The organism is Pseudomonas sp. TE36184, assembly GCF_054060055.1.
Genome location: NZ_JBSSCU010000001.1, coordinates 4,071,473 through 4,088,907, shown reverse-complemented (window position 1 = coordinate 4,088,907; position 17,435 = coordinate 4,071,473). Strand labels below are relative to the sequence as shown.

The following is a 17,435-nucleotide window of genomic DNA, read 5'->3' as shown; positions in this document are numbered from 1 at the left end:
GTCCGTCGACCAACAGTAAAAGCGGAATGCCGATATGTCTGATTTGAAAACTGCCGCTCTCGAATATCATGCCCTTCCTCGTCCAGGAAAGCTGAGTGTAGAGCTCACCAAAGCCACTGCCACCGCTCGCGACCTGTCGCTGGCCTACAGCCCTGGCGTTGCCGAGCCCGTCCGTGAAATCGCCCGTGACCCTGAGTTGGCGTACAAATACACCGGCAAAGGCAACCTGGTTGCAGTGATTTCCGATGGCACCGCGATTCTTGGCCTGGGTAACCTCGGCCCATTGGCTTCCAAGCCAGTCATGGAAGGTAAAGGCGTGCTGTTCAAGCGCTTTGCCGGCATCGATGTGTTCGACATCGAAGTCGATTCCGAGAGCCCGCAGGCTTTCATCGACACCGTCAAGCGCATTTCCATCACCTTCGGTGGCATCAACCTGGAAGACATCAAGGCACCTGAGTGCTTCGAGATCGAAAAGGCTCTGATCGAACAGTGCGACATTCCGGTATTCCACGATGACCAGCACGGCACCGCGATCGTTACCGCGGCCGGCATGATCAACGCCCTGGAAATCGCTGGCAAAACCCTGGCTGACGCCAAGATCGTCTGCCTGGGCGCTGGCGCTGCGGCCATCTCGTGCATGAAGCTGATCGTCAGCATGGGCGCCAAGCTGGAAAACATCTACATGGTCGACAGCAAGGGCGTGATCCAGTCCGAGCGTACCGACCTGAACCAGTACAAGGCGATGTTTGCGCATCCGTCCTCCAAGCGCACCCTGGCTGAGGCCCTCGACGGTGCCGACGTATTCGTCGGCCTGTCCGGTCCGAACCTGCTGAGCGCTGAAGGCCTGAAGGCCATGGCAGCCAACCCGATCGTGTTCGCCTGCTCCAACCCGGACCCAGAAATCGCGCCGGAACTGGCACACGCCACCCGCGACGACGTGATCATGGCGACCGGCCGTTCGGACTACCCGAACCAGGTCAACAACGTGCTGGGCTTCCCGTTCATCTTCCGCGGTGCCCTGGACGTTCGCGCCAAGCGCATCAACGAAGAAATGAAAGTGGCGGCCGCCAACGCCCTGCGTGAACTGGCCAAGCTGCCGGTGCCTCAGGACGTGTGCGATGCCTACGGTGGCGCCAAGCTGGAATTCGGTCGTGAGTACATCATTCCGAAACCAATGGACAAGCGCCTGATCACCGTGATCTCCGACGCCGTGGCCAAAGCTGCGATCGAGACCGGTGTGGCCACCCTGCCGTATCCGAAAAACTACCCGCTGCAAAGCGTGGATGATGTGTTCAACGGCTAAGCCGTTGTAGCGCACCAACAAAAAGCCCCGGCTCTTGCGAGTCGGGGCTTTTTGCTGTCTGGCTATAAACCCAAGGCCTGCGCAGAACCAAATGTGGGAGGGGGCTTGCCCCCGATGGCGGACTGTCAGTCAATGAACCTGGTGACTGACACACCGCCATCGGGAGCAAGCTCCCTCCCACAGGGTTGACCGCATTGGTTTAGAACAGATCGATCGGTGCCGCCTCATCCGCCGGCAGCGGGCTGCCCGGCGCCACGCCATTGCCCAATTCGTTGATCGACGGCGGCGTGTCCTCGCTCTTGAACAGCTCGAAGTACGCATTCGGCGTGCTCGGCGATGCTGCGCGGCCACTGACCGGGTCGATCCGCAGGCTGAGGATGCCTTCCGGTTCCGGCTGGGTATGCAGCGGCTTGTCCTTCAAGGCGGCGCCCATGTAGCTCATCCAGATCGGCAGCGCGACGGTACCGCCGAACTCGCGGCGGCCGAGGCTTTCCGGCTGGTCGTAGCCGGTCCATACGGTGGTCACGTAGTCGGCGTTGTAGCCGGAGAACCAGGCGTCCTTGGATTCGTTGGTGGTACCGGTCTTGCCCGCGATGTCCGCGCGGCCCAGGGCCAGCGCACGGCGGCCGGTGCCTTTCTTGATCACGTCTTCCAGGATGCTGTTGAGGATGTAGGTGGTGCGGCCATCCACCACGCGTTCGGCCACTGCCGGCGCCTGCGGTTCAGGCGCGGCGCTCGGGTTCGCCGCCGGCGTGACGCCTGGGGTCGGCTCGATGGTGATACCGCCGTTGCTCGGTGCGGCCAGGCCATCGCTGGCGGCCACGCCGTTGACCACATCACCCGGCACCCGTGGCGGGTTGGCGGTGAACAGGGTGTCGCCATTGCGGCTTTCGATCTTGTCGATCAGGTACGGCGTGATCTTGTAGCCGCCGTTGGCAAACGTGCTCCAGCCGGTGGCGATTTCCATCGGCGTGAGGGTCGCCGTCCCCAGGGCCAGGGACAGGTTCGGCGGCAGGTCCGCCTTGTTGAAACCAAAGCGGGTGATGTAGTCGATGGTCTTGCCCACGCCCATCGCCTGCAGCAAGCGGATCGACACCAGGTTGCGCGACTTGTACAGCGCCTCGCGGATGCGGATCGGGCCGAGGAAGGTGTTGGTGTCGTTCTTCGGACGCCAGACCTTGTCCAGGTACTCGTCGACAAACACGATCGGTGCATCGTTGACCAGGCTGGCGGCGGTGTAGCCGTTGTCCAGGGCGGCACTGTAGACGAACGGCTTGAAGCTCGAACCCGGCTGGCGCTTGGCCTGGGTGGCACGGTTGTAGTTGCTCTGCTCGAACGCGAAACCGCCGACCAGGGCACGGATCGCGCCGTTCTGCGGGTCGAGGGAGACCAGGGCGCCTTGGGCGACCGGCACCTGGCTGAATTTCAGGCTGTCGTCCTTCTGGCGTTGCACGCGGATCAAATCACCCACCTGCGCCACGTCCGACGGCTGCTTGGGCATCGGCCCCATGCTGTTGGTGTTCAGGAATGGGCGCGCCCATTTCATGCTGTCCCACGCCACATGCGCTTCGCCGGTGCGGGTCAGTACCTGCACGCCGTCCTTCTTCACCTGGGTGACGATGGCCGGTTCCAGGCCGCTGATCGTGCGCTGTTTGCCGAGTTCGGTGGTCCAGGCGCTCAGGGTCTTGCCCGGCAGGCGCGATTCGGGGCCGCGGTAGCCATGGCGCTGGTCGTAGGAGATCAGGCCTTCATGCACCGCGTTGTTGGCGATTTCCTGCAAGTCGCTCGGAACGGTCGTGGTCACACGGAAGCCTTCGGTGTAGGCCTCGCTGCCATAACGGCCGACCATCTCGGCCCGTGCCATCTCCGCGATATAAGGGGCGTTCACTTCCGGGGTCGGTACGTGGTAACTGGCGTTCAGCGGCTCGGCCACTGCGCTTTCATAGGCGCTCTGGCTGATTTTGCCCAGCTTGTACATGCGCCCCAGAATCCAGTCGCGCCGCTCTTTGCTGCGTGCCGGGTTGGCCAACGGGTTGAAGCGCGAGGGTGCCTTGGGCAGGCCGGCAATCATGGCCATCTGCGCCAGGCTGGCGTCGCGAATCGACTTGCCGTAGTAGACCTGGGACGCGGCTTCGATGCCGTAGGCGCGGTTGCCCAGGTAGATTTTATTGACGTACAGCTCAAGGATCTCGTCCTTGGTCAGCTGTCGCTCGATCTGCAGTGCCAGCAGGATCTCGGTGGCTTTGCGTGAAAAGCTGCGTTCGCTGGTGAGGAAGAAGTTCTTCGCCACCTGCATGGTGATCGTGCTGCCGCCGGATTGAATGTGTCCGCTTTTTACCAATTGCGTGGCGGCCCGCACCAGGCTGCTGGGGTCGACGCCGTAGTGGTTGGCGAAATTATCGTCCTCGGCCGACAGCAGGGCGTTGATGAAATTGGGTGGAATATCCGCGAAACGAATCGGGGTACGGCGCATTTCGCCGAACTCCGCGATCAGTTTTTCATCGCTGCTGTAGACCCGCAAAGGAATCTGCAACTGGATGCTTCTCAGGGCCTCTACGGAGGGCAAACCCGGACTAAGGTAGAGGTAGGCGCCGCTGAGGACGAGCAGCAGCCCGCAAACGATGGCGACAATGGAGTACCCGAAAAACTTCAGCAGACGAATCAAGGCTTTTGGATTTCCAGAGAAAAGAATGGGTTAGGCGCCGGGGCATGCATGGCAAACGATGAATCGACCCTGGCTGCAGATAAAAAGCGGGAAAAAACGCTGGGCATTAAAGCATTTTCGGCTTGGGGCGTCATTCGCGCCTCGCAAACAAGGCGACCGAATGCACGCTGCCACGCGCCAATCAGGCGGTATGACAGGGAAAGTTTTAGGGAGTTTTATGGAAAAGGGATTTTTCAGGCGAAAAGTCGATACCGTCCTGGGCGTCGACATCCAGGACACCGGCATCCGGTTGATCGAGCTCGGCCGCTCGCCCACTGGCTACAACGTGCAAAGCTACGCCACACAGGCGCTACCGCCCCAGGCGGTGGTCGACAGCAGCGTGCTCGACCTCGACGGCGTGGGGCAGACGTTGTCCCAGGCATTGGCCCGCTCGCGCACCTCGGCCCGCCACGCGGCCGTGGCCGTGGCGGGAGCTTCGGTGATTACCCGGGTGATCGAGTTGGAGGCGGGGCTCAGCGAGGAAGAAATGACCTGGATGATCCAGATGGAGGCCGACCAGTACATCCCTTATCCGCTGGATGAGATGGCCCTGGATTTCCAGGTTCGCGGGCCATCGGCCCAGAACCTGGCGCGGGTTGATGTATTGCTCGCGGCGTGCCATAAGGCCCAGGTAGAGGCTCGGGTCGCGGTTTTGACCCTGGCTGGGCTGGTGCCGAAGGTGGTGGATGTGGAAGCATTTGCATTCGCACGCGCTTGCAGTCAGGATTTCGCCAGCTTCACGCCGGGCCATCGAGTCGATGGCGCACAATGGGCCGCGGATGCCCGCGGGATGGGAATTGCTTGCGGGTTGGCCCTGAGGAGTTTCGCTTGAAGACACTAATCAACCTTTTGCCCTGGCGCCAGGCGCTGGCGGAACGGCGGCGCAAATTCTTTCTGGGGTTGCTGCTGGCGTTTGCCTGCGTGGCGTTCGCAACCGTGTGGTTGGCCGATCAGGTGATCGACCGGGCGATTGATCGACAGGTGACGCGCAATAGCCACCTGGACAAGGACGCTGCCGTCCTCGACTCGCGCATCAAGACCATCGATGACCTGCAGGAACAAAGCCAGCAATTGGCGGAGCGCATGAAGGTCGTGCAGGACTTGAACGAAGCCCGCTCGGCCGGTGCCCAGCTCTTGGATCAGTTGGCCCGCGCGGTGCCAGACGGCGTGCATTTGCACGAGGTCGTGGCGAAGGGCGATACGGTCAGCATCCGTGGCAGCGCCGATTCCAGCCAGGACATCGCCCAACTGATGCGCCGCCTGCAAGCCTCCGAAGGCGCCCATGCCACTCGGCTGCAACATGTGCGGATGGAAGATGGCCAGGGCAGCAACGAGTTTCAATTGATGGTGCGCCAGGGAGAGTCCGCCGAGGCTCAACCGTGAGCCTGCCCAGGCTCGACTTTTCCGCTCTCACCCACAACGCTGCGAAATGGCCCTTGCCCGCCAAGGTCGTGCTCGGCTGCGCGCTCGCCGGCCTGGTGCTGTGGGTGGGCGATGGGACGTACCTGAGTCCCTCGCGGCAACGGTTGCAGGCGGTCGAGGCGCAGGGCGTCGTCTTGCAGCGACAGGTGGCCCAGAAGGCTGGCCTTGCCGCCAGCCTGGAGGCGCGCAGCCAGCAGCTTCAGGCGATGCAGGCGCGTTTTGCCGGGCTGATGCAGCAGTTGCCCGGTGCATCCGGGGTACCCGCATTGCTCGAAGATATCGCCCGGCTGGGGGCGGCCAATGGGGTGCTCGTCGACGCTATCGTGGTGTTGGATGAGCAGCCCCGGCCACTCTATATCGAGCAGCCGTTACGCCTGGACGTCACCGGGGCTTATCACGACCTGGCGATGTTTGTGAGCGCTTTGGGCGGCTTACCGCGCATCGTCACGGTGCATGATGTGGCGCTTCGGGCTGATGCGGCCGGGTTGCGCCTGGAGTTGGTGGCCAAGACCTATCGCAATCCGTCGTCGGGCGGTCAGTCGACCCCGGCCGTCGAGCCGGGGCCGCGCTTTGTCTATGACGCGCTGGCCTTGCGTGATCCGTTCCAGCCGCGCGCCTTGCAGGTCGGTCACGTACCCGGCCGGCCCGCGCTCGCACCGGACCTCGGGCGTGCCCGCGGTGCCCTGGAAGGTATCGCCGTCGACCAGTTCGAAATGGTCGGCACGCTGTCCCGAGGCGCGCAGACCTTCGCTCTGCTGCGTGCCGCTGCCAGCGTCCACAGGCTGGCGGTCGGCGATTACCTGGGGCCGGACCACGGTCGGGTCACGGCTATTGATGAGGGCCATGTGGAATTGCTCGAATTGTTTCCCGATGAACAGGGCGCGTGGCTGGAACGCCCGCGGACCCTCGTGCTGAACGTCAACTCATAACGGAATCAAACAATGAAAAGGACTTTCTCGTCCTTCGGTGTGGCGCTATGGATAGCGTTCACGGCACCGATGGCTGCTGCTGTGCCCAATCGTGTGGATCTGATCCAGCTGCCGCCTCCCGGCGGTGCGGCATCAGGTACCTATACCGGCGACAAGCTGAACCTCAACTTCCAGAACATCGAGCTGCGCGCCGTGTTGCAGCAGATTGCCGATGTGGCGGGCCTGAATCTGGTCGCCAGCGACGATGTGCAAGGTTCGATCACCCTGCGGCTCAAGGACGTGCCTTGGGACCAGGCGCTGGACCTGGTGTTGCAAAGCAAGGGGCTGGACCAGCGGATAAAGGCCGGGGTGCTGTTGGTGGCGCCCGCCGACGAGTTGGCCGCGCGCGAGCTGCTGACGCTGGAGTCGCGCAAGCAGATGGCTGAACTGGCGCCATTGCGGCGCGAACTGTTGCAGGTCAATTACGCCAAGGCTGCGGACCTGGCCAAGTTGTTCCAATCGGTGGCCGGCCTGGAAGGCACCACCGACGAACGCGGCTCGGTGGCGGTGGATGACCGCACCAATAACATCATCGCCTACCAGACCGGCGAACGCCTGGAAGAGCTGCGACGCATCGTGGCGCAGCTGGATATTCCGGTGCGCCAGGTGATGATCGAGGCGCGGATTGTCGAGGCCAATGTCGACTACGACAAAAGCCTGGGCGTGCGCTGGGGAGGGCGGATCAATCGCGGCAACTGGGGCGCCGGCGGTGTCGAGAAACCTCCGGAGCCAGGCACCGAGCCTGTGGAAAACCCGTCCGGCTCGCCCTTTGTCGACTTGGGGGCGCTCACCAACACTTCTGGCCTGGGTGTCGCGTTTATCACCGACAACCTGCTGCTGGACCTGGAACTGACCGCGATGGAAAAAACCGGCAACGGCGAGATTGTCTCGCAGCCCAAGGTGGTCACGTCCGACAAGGAGACCGCGCGCATCCTCAAGGGCACCGAGATTCCCTACCAGGAGTCCAGCTCCAGCGGCGCCACCTCGGTGTCGTTCAAGGAGGCTTCGCTGTCCCTGGAAGTCACCCCGCAAATCACCCCCGACGACCGCGTGATCATGGAGGTCAAAGTCACCAAGGATGAGCCGGATTACCTGAACAAGCTCAACGACGTACCGCCGATCAAGAAAAACGAGGTCAACGCCAAGGTGCTGGTCAGGGACGGCGAGACCATCGTCATCGGCGGAGTTTTCTCCAATACCCAAAGCAAAGTGCTAGATAAAGTGCCATTTTTGGGCGATGTGCCGTATCTTGGCCGCCTTTTCCGGCGCGATGTGCTGGCAGAAAAAAAATCCGAGCTGCTGGTATTCCTGACTCCGCGTATTATGAATAACCAGGCGATTGCTGTGAGTCGTTGATTCTGTGCGAAATTTGATTCTTGTAGGACCGATGGGGGCTGGAAAAAGCACCATCGGCCGTTTGCTGGCCAAAGAGCTGCGCCTGCCATTCAAAGACTCCGATAAGGAAATTGAAGTGCGCTCGGGTGCCAATATCCCGTGGATCTTCGATAAGGAAGGCGAACTGGGCTTTCGTGACCGTGAGCAGGCGATGATTGCCGAGCTGTGCGCTTGCGATGGCGTGGTCCTGGCGACCGGCGGCGGTGCCGTGATGCGCGAGGAGAACCGCCGGGCATTGCATGCCGGTGGTCGGGTGGTCTATCTGCATGCGTCGGTCGAGCAGCAGGTGGGGCGCACCGCGCGTGATCGCAATCGCCCACTGCTGCGCACCGCCGACCCGGCGAAGACCCTGCGGGATCTGCTGGCGCTGCGCGATCCGCTGTATCGGGAAATCGCCGATCTGGTGGTGGAAACCGATGAGCGGCCACCTCGGATGGTGGTGCTCGACATTCTCGAGCGCCTGCAACGGCTGCCACCCCGTTAAAGCCAGGCCCGAAATGCGCTATTCTCGGCGGCGCGTCATCACCCTGCGGGGTGTGGCGTAGAGCCATCAGGCGACGTCGGATCACGACGTTGCCGGTCGTTAATACATCTTCAACGCGGGGACACATGCAGACACTTAAGGTCGATCTAGGCGAGCGCAGCTACCCGATCCATATTGGCGAAGGTCTGCTCGACCAGCCCGAGTTGCTCGCACCGCATATTGCCGGGCGGCAAGTGGCGATCATCTCCAACGAAACGGTCGCGCCGCTGTATCTTGAGCGTCTGAGCCGCAGCCTGGCGGCGTACTCGGTGATCTCCGTGGTGCTGCCCGACGGCGAAGCCCACAAGAACTGGGAAACCCTGCAACTGATCTTCGATGGCCTGCTGACCGCACGCCATGACCGGCGCACCACCGTGGTCGCCCTCGGTGGCGGCGTGATTGGTGACATGGCCGGTTTTGCGGCCGCCTGTTACCAGCGCGGCGTGGATTTCATCCAGGTGCCGACCACCTTGCTGTCCCAGGTCGATTCGTCGGTGGGCGGCAAGACCGGCATCAACCATCCGCTGGGCAAAAACATGGTGGGCGCGTTCTACCAGCCCCAGGCTGTGCTGATCGACACCGCGACCCTCAACACCTTGCCCCCGCGCGAGCTGTCGGCGGGCCTGGCGGAAGTCATCAAGTACGGGCTGATCTGCGACGAGCCGTTCCTGACCTGGCTGGAAGAACATGTCGACGCCCTGCGCGCGCTGGACCAGGTGGCGCTGACCGAAGCGATCTCCCGTTCCTGTGCGGCCAAGGCGCTGGTGGTGAATGCCGACGAACGGGAGTCCGGTGTACGGGCCACCTTGAACCTGGGCCACACCTTCGGCCATGCGATCGAAACGCACATGGGCTATGGTGTGTGGTTGCATGGGGAAGCCGTAGCGGCTGGCACAGTGATGGCATTGGAGATGTCGCAACGCCTGGGCTGGATCAGCGCCCAGGAGCGGGATCGGGGCATCCGCCTGTTCCAGCGCGCCGGGTTGCCGGTGATCCCGCCCGAGGAAATGAGCGAGGCGGATTTCCTCGAACATATGGCGATAGACAAGAAAGTGATCGACGGTCGACTGCGACTGGTGCTGCTGCGCCGCATGGGCGAAGCGGTGGTGACCGACGATTATCCGAAAGAGATTCTACAGGCCACGCTGGGAGCGGATTACCGCGCCCTGGCCCAGCTTAAAGGTTAATAAGAGCCCGATGACTAGTTTGCATGCCGACGAGGCGTTCCTCGGCCATTACCAGTTAAGCCACGACCCCTTCGCTCCACGGGTGCCTGGTTTCAAATTCTTCCCTGCGCAGCGCAAGCCGGTGCTCGGGCAGTTGCATCACCTGGCGCGCTACAGCCAGTTGTTGCTGGTCGTCACCGGCCCGCTGGGCAGCGGCAAGACCTTGCTGCGCCAGGCGCTGGTCGCCAGCACCAACAAGCAATCGGTGCAAAGCGTAGTGGTGTCGGCGCGTGGCGCCGGCGATGCGGCGGGCGTGCTGCGTCAGGTGGCCCAGGCCCTGGACGTTGCCAGCGCCGAGCCGAATGCGATTCTCAAGCAAGTGGTGCAACTGGGCCTGACCGGCCAGGAAGTCTACCTGCTGGTGGACGACGCCGAGCAGCTTGACGAGTCGGCCCTCGAAGCGCTGCTGGCGCTGGCGGCGGGTACGCCGGAAGGTCGTCCGCATGTGTTCCTGTTCGGTGAATCGTCCCTGATCGCCGCTCTGGAGCAGATCAGCGGCGAGCAGGAGCTGTTCCACGTCATCGAATTGCAGCCGTATGAAGAGGAAGAAACCCGCGAATATCTGGCACAACGCCTCGAAGGCGCCGGGCAGGGCATCGAACTTTTCTCCGCTCAGCAGATCTCTGATATTCACGAAAGCTCCGACGGCTGGCCTGGCACCATCAACCAGGTTGCCCGCGATGCGATGATTGAAGCCATGATTGCCAGCCGCTCTGCGGTCAAGCGTCCAAAGATGGGGTTCACTATGCCTAAAAAGCACGTATTGGCTATTTCCGCCGTTGTCGTGGTCGCTGTCGCCGCCGCCTGGTTGATCCCAGGTCGCAGCAAGGCACCGACGCCTGCCGGCGCGCCAACCGAACAGGCGCAGTTACCACTGGGTAAACCCACGCCGAATGTCGAGTTCGCCAACTCCGGCCAACCGACCAACCTGCCGATGGTCGGCCAGCCCGTCATGCGCGGCCCGCTCGCCGAAGCGGCCGGCGGTATCTCCGAAGGCGACGACGGCGTGCCAGTGGAAGGCTCCAGCAGCACACCGCCGACCGTGACCACCACCGCGCCGCCAGTGGGCGTGCCTGCCGGTCAACCGGCGGCAAAACCAACGCCTGTGCCTGTACCTGCGCCTACGGTCGCGACCGCCAAACCGGCGCCTGTCGCCAAGCCGGTCGCGCCAGCGCCTGTCGCCAAGCCAGCTCCGGCCCCGGCCGCCAAACCGGCGGAAAAACCGGTGACTGTCGCCAAGGCCGGCGCCACCGGCAGCAGCTGGTACACCAGCCAGCCCAGCGGTAACTTCGTGGTGCAGATCCTCGGCACCAGCTCCGAAGCCAATGCTCAAGCCTTCGTCAAAGAGCAGGGCGGCGAGTACCGTTATTTCAAGAAGGTGCTCAACGGCAAGCCGCTTTACGTGATCACTTACGGCAGCTTCTCCAGCCGTGCCGCCGCCGATACCGCTATCAAAGCCTTGCCAGCGAAGGTTCAGGCTGGTAAACCTTGGCCTCGCACTGTTGCCAGCGTTCAACAAGAACTGGCAGCAACTCGCTGAAGATTCGGCGGCCTTACCCAGGCCGCCCTCCCGGCACCTCAAAAAAAACCGCAAGTGCGTGCAGCCCTCAAGGCCGCGCGCATTGTGGTGTCTGCGTCACAGTGGCTTTTGAGTCGTAGCGGTCAAAATTAAAAAAGTTTTGACTAGCACAGCATATCGCTTTAAACCTTTCATAAATGCGACATAGATTTGCGACATCTCGTCGCTAAATTTGTGAGCGTCTGTGTCGGTGTGTACAATGACCTCCCTTTTGCCCCTGCAAAGCCGGCGAACGTTCGGCGTGGAAGGTAACTGGTTGAATTGAAAAGAAATTTGCCTCGATATAAGAGGCAGCCTGGTGAGAAAGTGTCTATGAAAGCAGGTCTGTACCAACCCGATGAATTCAAGGATAACTGCGGTTTCGGCCTGATTGCCCATATGCAGGGCGAGCCCAGTCATACCCTTTTGCAAACGGCCATCGAGGCCCTGACCTGCATGACCCACCGCGGTGGGATCAACGCCGACGGCAAGACCGGTGACGGTTGTGGCTTGCTCATTCAAAAGCCCGACCTGTTCCTGCGCGCCATCGCCAAACAGCATTTCGCGGTCGAGCTGCCCAAGCAGTACGCCGTGGGCATGGTGTTTTTCAACCAGGACCCGGTCAAAGCCGAAGCCGCTCGCGAGAACATGAACCGCGAAATCCTCGCGGCCGGCCTGCAACTCGTCGGCTGGCGCAAAGTGCCGATCGACACCAGCGTGCTCGGCCGCCTGGCCCTGGAGCGCCTGCCGCAGATCGAACAAGTGTTCATCGCAGGCGACGGCCTGAGCGACCAGGACATGGCGATCAAGCTGTTCACCTCGCGTCGTCGCTCGTCCGTGTCGAATGCCGCCGACACCGACCACTACATCTGCAGTTTTTCGCACAAGACCATCATTTATAAAGGCCTGATGATGCCGGCGGACTTGACCGCCTTCTATCCGGACCTGAGCGATGAGCGCCTGCAAACCGCGATCTGCGTGTTCCACCAGCGCTTCTCCACCAACACCCTGCCGAAATGGCCGCTGGCCCAGCCATTCCGCTTCCTCGCCCACAACGGCGAGATCAACACCATCACCGGCAACCGCAACTGGGCCGTGGCCCGTCGCACTAAGTTCGCCAACGATTTGATGGACCTGGAAGAGCTCGGCCCGCTGGTCAACCGCGTCGGCTCCGACTCCTCCAGCATGGACAACATGCTCGAACTGATGGTCACCGGCGGCATCGACCTGTTCCGTGGCGTGCGGATGATCATTCCGCCTGCGTGGCAGAACGTCGAGACCATGGACCCCGATCTGCGGGCGTTCTATGAGTACAACTCGATGCACATGGAACCGTGGGACGGCCCGGCCGGCGTGGTCATGACCGACGGCCGCTACGCGGTGTGCCTGCTCGACCGTAACGGTCTGCGCCCGGCGCGTTGGGTCACCACTACCAACGGTTTCATCACCCTCGCGTCGGAAATCGGCGTGTGGAACTACCAGCCGGAAGATGTGATCGCCAAAGGCCGCGTCGGCCCTGGCCAGATCCTCGCCGTGGACACCGAAACCGGGCAGATCCTCGACACCGATGCGATCGACAACCGCTTGAAGTCCCGTCACCCGTACAAGCAATGGCTGCGCAAGAATGCCCTGCGCATCCAGGCGACCATGGAAGACAACGACCACGGTTCGGCGTTCTACGACATCGACCAGCTCAAGCAGTACATGAAGATGTACCAGGTCACGTTCGAAGAGCGCGACCAGGTGCTGCGTCCGCTCGGCGAGCAAGGCTACGAGGCGGTCGGCTCGATGGGCGACGACACGCCGATGGCCGTGCTGTCCCAGCGCGTTCGCACGCCATACGACTATTTCCGCCAGCAGTTCGCCCAGGTGACCAACCCACCGATCGACCCGCTGCGTGAAGCCATCGTGATGTCCCTGGAAGTGTGTCTCGGCGCCGAGCGCAACATCTTCCAGGAATCGCCTGAGCACGCCTCCCGTGTGATCCTCAGCTCGCCGGTCATTTCCCCGGCCAAGTGGCGTTCGCTGATGACCCTGGAGCGTCCGGGCTTCGACCGCCAGATCATCGACCTGAACTACGACGAGAGCCTCGGCCTTGAAGCCGCGGTGCGCAATGTCGCGGACCAGGCCGAAGAAGCCGTGCGCGCCGGGCGTACCCAGATCGTGTTGACCGACCGTCACATCGCACCGGGCAAGTTGCCGATCCACGCCTCCCTGGCCACCGGCGCGGTCCATCACCGCCTGACCGAAAAAGGCCTGCGCTGCGACTCCAACATCCTTGTGGAAACCGCCACCGCCCGAGACCCGCATCACTTCGCGGTGCTGATCGGTTTCGGCGCCTCGGCGGTGTACCCGTTCCTCGCCTACGAAGTGCTCGGTGACCTGATCCGTACCGGTGAAGTGCTGGGCGACCTCTACGAGGTGTTCAAGAACTACCGTAAAGGCATCACCAAGGGCCTGCTGAAGATCCTGTCGAAGATGGGCATCTCCACCGTCACTTCCTACCGTGGTGCGCAGTTGTTCGAGGCCATTGGCCTGTCGGAAGAAGTCTGCGAGCTGAGCTTCCGTGGCGTACCGAGCCGCATCAAGGGTGCGCGTTTCGTCGACATCGAAGCCGAGCAGAAAGCCCTGGCGGCCGAAGCCTGGAGTGCGCGCAAGCCGATCCAGCAAGGCGGCCTGCTCAAGTTCGTACACGGTGGCGAGTATCACGCCTACAACCCGGACGTGGTCAGCACCCTGCAAGCCGCCGTGCAGCAGGGCGACTACGCCAAGTTCAAGGAATACACCGCGCTGGTGGATAACCGCCCGGTGTCGATGATCCGCGACCTGTTCAAGGTGAAAACCCTGGATACGCCGCTGGCCCTCAGCGAAATCGAACCGCTCGAATCGGTCCTCAAGCGCTTCGACTCCGCCGGTATTTCCCTGGGCGCCTTGTCGCCCGAGGCGCACGAAGCCCTGGCCGAAGCCATGAACCGCCTGGGTGCGCGTTCCAACTCCGGCGAAGGCGGCGAAGACCCGGCGCGCTATGGCACCATCAAGAGCTCGAAAATCAAGCAAGTGGCGACTGGCCGTTTCGGTGTAACCCCGGAATACCTGGTCAACGCCGAAGTGCTGCAGATCAAAGTCGCCCAGGGCGCCAAGCCCGGTGAAGGCGGCCAGCTGCCAGGCGGCAAGGTCAACGGTCTGATCGCCAAGCTGCGTTATGCGGTGCCGGGCGTGACCCTGATCTCGCCACCGCCGCACCACGACATCTACTCGATCGAAGACTTGTCGCAGCTGATTTTCGACCTCAAACAAGTCAACCCGCAGGCCCTGGTCTCGGTGAAACTGGTCGCCGAAGCCGGCGTGGGCACGATCGCCGCCGGTGTGGCCAAGGCCTATGCCGACCTGATCACCATCTCCGGCTACGACGGCGGCACCGGCGCTTCGCCGCTGACCTCGATCAAGTACGCCGGCGCTCCGTGGGAGCTGGGCCTGGCCGAGACGCATCAGACCCTGCGCGGCAACGACCTGCGCGGCAAGGTCCGGGTGCAGACCGACGGCGGCCTGAAAACCGGCCTCGACGTGATCAAGGCCGCGATCCTCGGCGCCGAAAGCTTCGGCTTCGGCACCGCGCCGATGATCGCCCTGGGCTGCAAATACCTGCGCATCTGCCACCTGAACAACTGCGCCACCGGCGTCGCCACTCAGAACGAGAAGCTGCGCAAGGATCACTACATCGGCACCGTCGACATGGTGGTGAATTTCTTCACCTACGTCGCCGAAGAAACCCGTGAGTGGCTGGCCAAGCTGGGCGTGCGCTCCCTCGAACAGCTGATCGGCCGCACCGATCTGCTGGACATCCTCGAAGGCCAGACCGCCAAGCAACAACACCTGGACCTGACGCCGCTGTTGGGCAGCGATCACATCCCGGCCGACAAGCCGCAATTCTGCCAGGTGGACCGCAACCCACCGTTCGACAAGGGCCTGCTGGCCGAGAAGATGGTCGAGATGGCCGCTTCGTCGATCAACGACGCCAGCGGCGGCGAATTCAGCCTGGACATTTGCAACTGCGACCGTTCCATCGGCGCACGCATCTCCGGCGAAATCGCGCGCAAGCACGGCAACCAGGGCATGGCCAGGGCGCCGATCACCTTCCGCTTCACGGGCACCGCGGGCCAGAGCTTCGGCGTGTGGAACGCTGGCGGCCTGCACATGTACCTGGAAGGTGACGCCAACGACTACGTGGGCAAGGGCATGACCGGCGGCAAGCTGGTGATCGTTCCGCCTAAAGGCAGCGTCTACAAGACCCAGGACAGTGCCATCATCGGCAACACCTGCTTGTACGGCGCCACCGGTGGCAAGCTGTTCGCCGCGGGGACCGCCGGTGAGCGTTTCGCCGTGCGTAACTCCGGTGCCCACACCGTGGTGGAAGGCACTGGCGATCACTGCTGCGAGTACATGACCGGGGGCTTTGTCGCAGTACTGGGCAAGACCGGTTACAACTTCGGTTCGGGCATGACCGGCGGTTTCGCCTACGTGCTCGACCAGGACAACACCTTCGTCGACCGGGTCAACCACGAGTTGGTCGAGATCCAGCGGATCAGCGGCGAAGCGATGGAATCCCACCGTAACCACTTGCAGCACGTGCTGGACGAGTATGTCGAGGAAACCGGCAGCGAATGGGGTCGTAACCTCGCCGAGAACCTTGATGATTTCCTGCGTCGTTTCTGGCTGGTCAAGCCCAAGGCTGCCAACCTGAAATCGTTGCTTTCCAGCATCCGTGCCAACCCGCAGTGATATGCGCCTGAAGAGTTTGATGAGGTTTTAACATGGCTGAACGTCTGAATAACGACTTCCAGTTCATCGATGTCGGGCGCAAAGATCCGAAGAAGAAACTGTTGCGTCAACGCAAGAAAGAGTTCGTGGAAATCTACGAACCCTTCAAACCCCAGCAGTCGGCCGACCAGGCCCACCGCTGCCTGGGGTGCGGTAACCCGTATTGCGAATGGAAGTGTCCGGTACACAACTTCATTCCCAACTGGCTGAAACTGGTGGCCGAGGGCAACATCCTCGCCGCCGCCGAGCTGTCGCACCAGACCAACACCCTGCCGGAAGTCTGCGGCCGGGTGTGCCCGCAGGACCGTCTGTGCGAGGGTGCCTGCACCCTCAACGACGGTTTTGGCGCGGTGACCATCGGTTCGGTGGAGAAGTACATCACCGACACCGCCTTCGCCATGGGCTGGCGCCCGGACATGTCCAAGGTCAAGCCGAACGGCAAGCGCGTCGCGATCATCGGCGCGGGCCCGGCGGGCCTGGGCTGTGCCGACGTGCTGGTGCGTGGCGGCGTGACCCCGGTGGTGTTCGACAAGAACCCGGAAATCGGCGGCCTGCTGACCTTCGGCATCCCCGAGTTCAAGCTGGAAAAAACCGTGCTGAGCAATCGTCGTGAAGTGTTCACTGGCATGGGCATCGAGTTCCGCCTGAACACCGAAGTCGGCAAAGACGTGACCATGGAACAACTGCTCGCCGAATACGATGCGGTGTTCATGGGCATGGGCACCTACACCTACATGAAGGGCGGCTTTGCCGGCGAGGACCTGCCGGGCGTGTACGACGCGCTCGACTTCCTGATCGCCAACGTCAACCGCAACCTGGGCTTTGAAAAGTCGCCGGAAGACTTCATCGACATGAAAGGCAAGAAGGTCGTGGTGCTGGGCGGTGGCGACACCGCGATGGACTGCAACCGTACCTCGATCCGCCAGGGCGCCAAGTCGGTGACCTGTGCGTATCGTCGTGACGAAGCGAACATGCCAGGCTCGCGCAAAGAGGTGAAGAACGCCAAGGAAGAAGGCGTGAAATTCCTCTACAACCGCCAGCCGATCGCGATTGTCGGTGAAGACCGCGTCGAAGGCGTGAAGGTGGTCGAGACCCGTCTCGGCGAACCGGACGCCCGTGGCCGTCGCAGCCCTGAGCCGATCCCGGGTTCCGAAGAGATCATCCCGGCCGACGCCGTGGTCATCGCCTTCGGCTTCCGCCCAAGCCCGGCGCCGTGGTTCGAGCAGTTCCAGATCCAGACCGACAGCCAGGGCCGCGTCGTCGCCCCGGAACAAGGCCAGTACAAGCACCAGACCAGCAACCCGAAGATCTTCGCCGGTGGCGACATGGTGCGCGGCTCTGACCTGGTAGTGACGGCGATCTTCGAAGGCCGCAACGCCGCCGAAGGTATCCTGGACTACCTGCAGGTCTGACCCATTTCATCTTTGAAATGTGGCCAAAATGTGGGAGGGGGCTTGCCCCCGATAGCGGTAGTCCAGTTAAAGATACTGAGACTGACACACTGCAATCGGGGGCAAG

General features: G+C 62.4%; 10 protein-coding genes and 1 pseudogene. 10 read left to right on the top strand and 1 reads right to left on the bottom strand.

Annotated elements, in window-relative coordinates; all coding sequences use genetic code 11:
• Positions 1–34 precede the first annotated feature (34 nt).
• Entirely contained in the window at positions 35–1,303 is a 1,269-nt protein-coding gene (locus ACVWZP_RS18370) for a malic enzyme-like NAD(P)-binding protein (protein ID WP_017849864.1), read from the top strand.
• Positions 1,304–1,502: 199 nt separating this feature from the next.
• Here ACVWZP_RS18370 and ACVWZP_RS18365 read toward each other — a convergent pair whose 3' ends face one another.
• Positions 1,503–3,965 carry a penicillin-binding protein 1A gene (locus tag ACVWZP_RS18365; RefSeq protein WP_457370397.1) on the bottom strand — a complete coding sequence of 821 codons (2,463 nt, stop codon included), beginning with the start codon at positions 3,963–3,965 and terminating at the stop codon, positions 1,503–1,505.
• Between the two features lie 220 nt (positions 3,966–4,185).
• Here ACVWZP_RS18365 and pilM point away from each other — a divergent pair, with 220 nt between their 5' ends.
• The 9 genes and pseudogenes from pilM to ACVWZP_RS18320 all read left to right on the top strand — a co-directional run bounded on the left by pilM (position 4,186) and on the right by ACVWZP_RS18320 (position 17,329).
• Complete coding sequence (pilM, locus tag ACVWZP_RS18360; RefSeq protein ID WP_046385359.1) at positions 4,186–4,839, top strand: type IV pilus biogenesis protein PilM; 654 nt, start codon at positions 4,186–4,188, stop codon at positions 4,837–4,839.
• Entirely contained in the window at positions 4,836–5,390 is a 555-nt protein-coding gene (locus tag ACVWZP_RS18355) for a PilN domain-containing protein (protein WP_046384969.1), read from the top strand. The genes pilM and ACVWZP_RS18355 overlap by 4 nt, the downstream gene beginning before the upstream one ends.
• Complete coding sequence (locus ACVWZP_RS18350; protein ID WP_128192086.1) at positions 5,387–6,358, top strand: pilus assembly protein PilP; 972 nt, start codon at positions 5,387–5,389, stop codon at positions 6,356–6,358. Before ACVWZP_RS18355 ends, ACVWZP_RS18350 begins: the two co-directional genes overlap by 4 nt.
• A gap of 141 nt (positions 6,359–6,499) precedes the next feature.
• Positions 6,500–7,753, top strand: a pseudogene (locus tag ACVWZP_RS18345) (type IV pilus secretin PilQ); the annotation flags it as partial.
• A gap of 4 nt (positions 7,754–7,757) precedes the next feature.
• A complete protein-coding gene (gene aroK / locus ACVWZP_RS18340; RefSeq protein ID WP_026140392.1) occupies positions 7,758–8,276 on the top strand; it encodes a shikimate kinase AroK in 519 nt (172 codons plus the stop codon).
• 125 nt (positions 8,277–8,401) lie between these two features.
• Positions 8,402–9,502, top strand: coding sequence for a 3-dehydroquinate synthase (gene aroB, locus ACVWZP_RS18335; RefSeq protein WP_017849857.1), 1,101 nt, complete (start codon positions 8,402–8,404; stop codon positions 9,500–9,502).
• Positions 9,503–9,512: 10 nt separating this feature from the next.
• On the top strand, positions 9,513–11,081 hold the full coding sequence (locus tag ACVWZP_RS18330; protein WP_057003635.1) for an SPOR domain-containing protein: 1,569 nt from the start codon (positions 9,513–9,515) through the stop codon (positions 11,079–11,081).
• Between the two features lie 351 nt (positions 11,082–11,432).
• A complete protein-coding gene (gltB, locus tag ACVWZP_RS18325; RefSeq protein ID WP_457369996.1) occupies positions 11,433–15,878 on the top strand; it encodes a glutamate synthase large subunit in 4,446 nt (1,481 codons plus the stop codon).
• A 32-nt stretch (positions 15,879–15,910) separates the two neighbouring features.
• Entirely contained in the window at positions 15,911–17,329 is a 1,419-nt protein-coding gene (locus tag ACVWZP_RS18320; RefSeq protein ID WP_017849854.1) for an FAD-dependent oxidoreductase, read from the top strand.
• Positions 17,330–17,435: the final 106 nt, after the last annotated feature.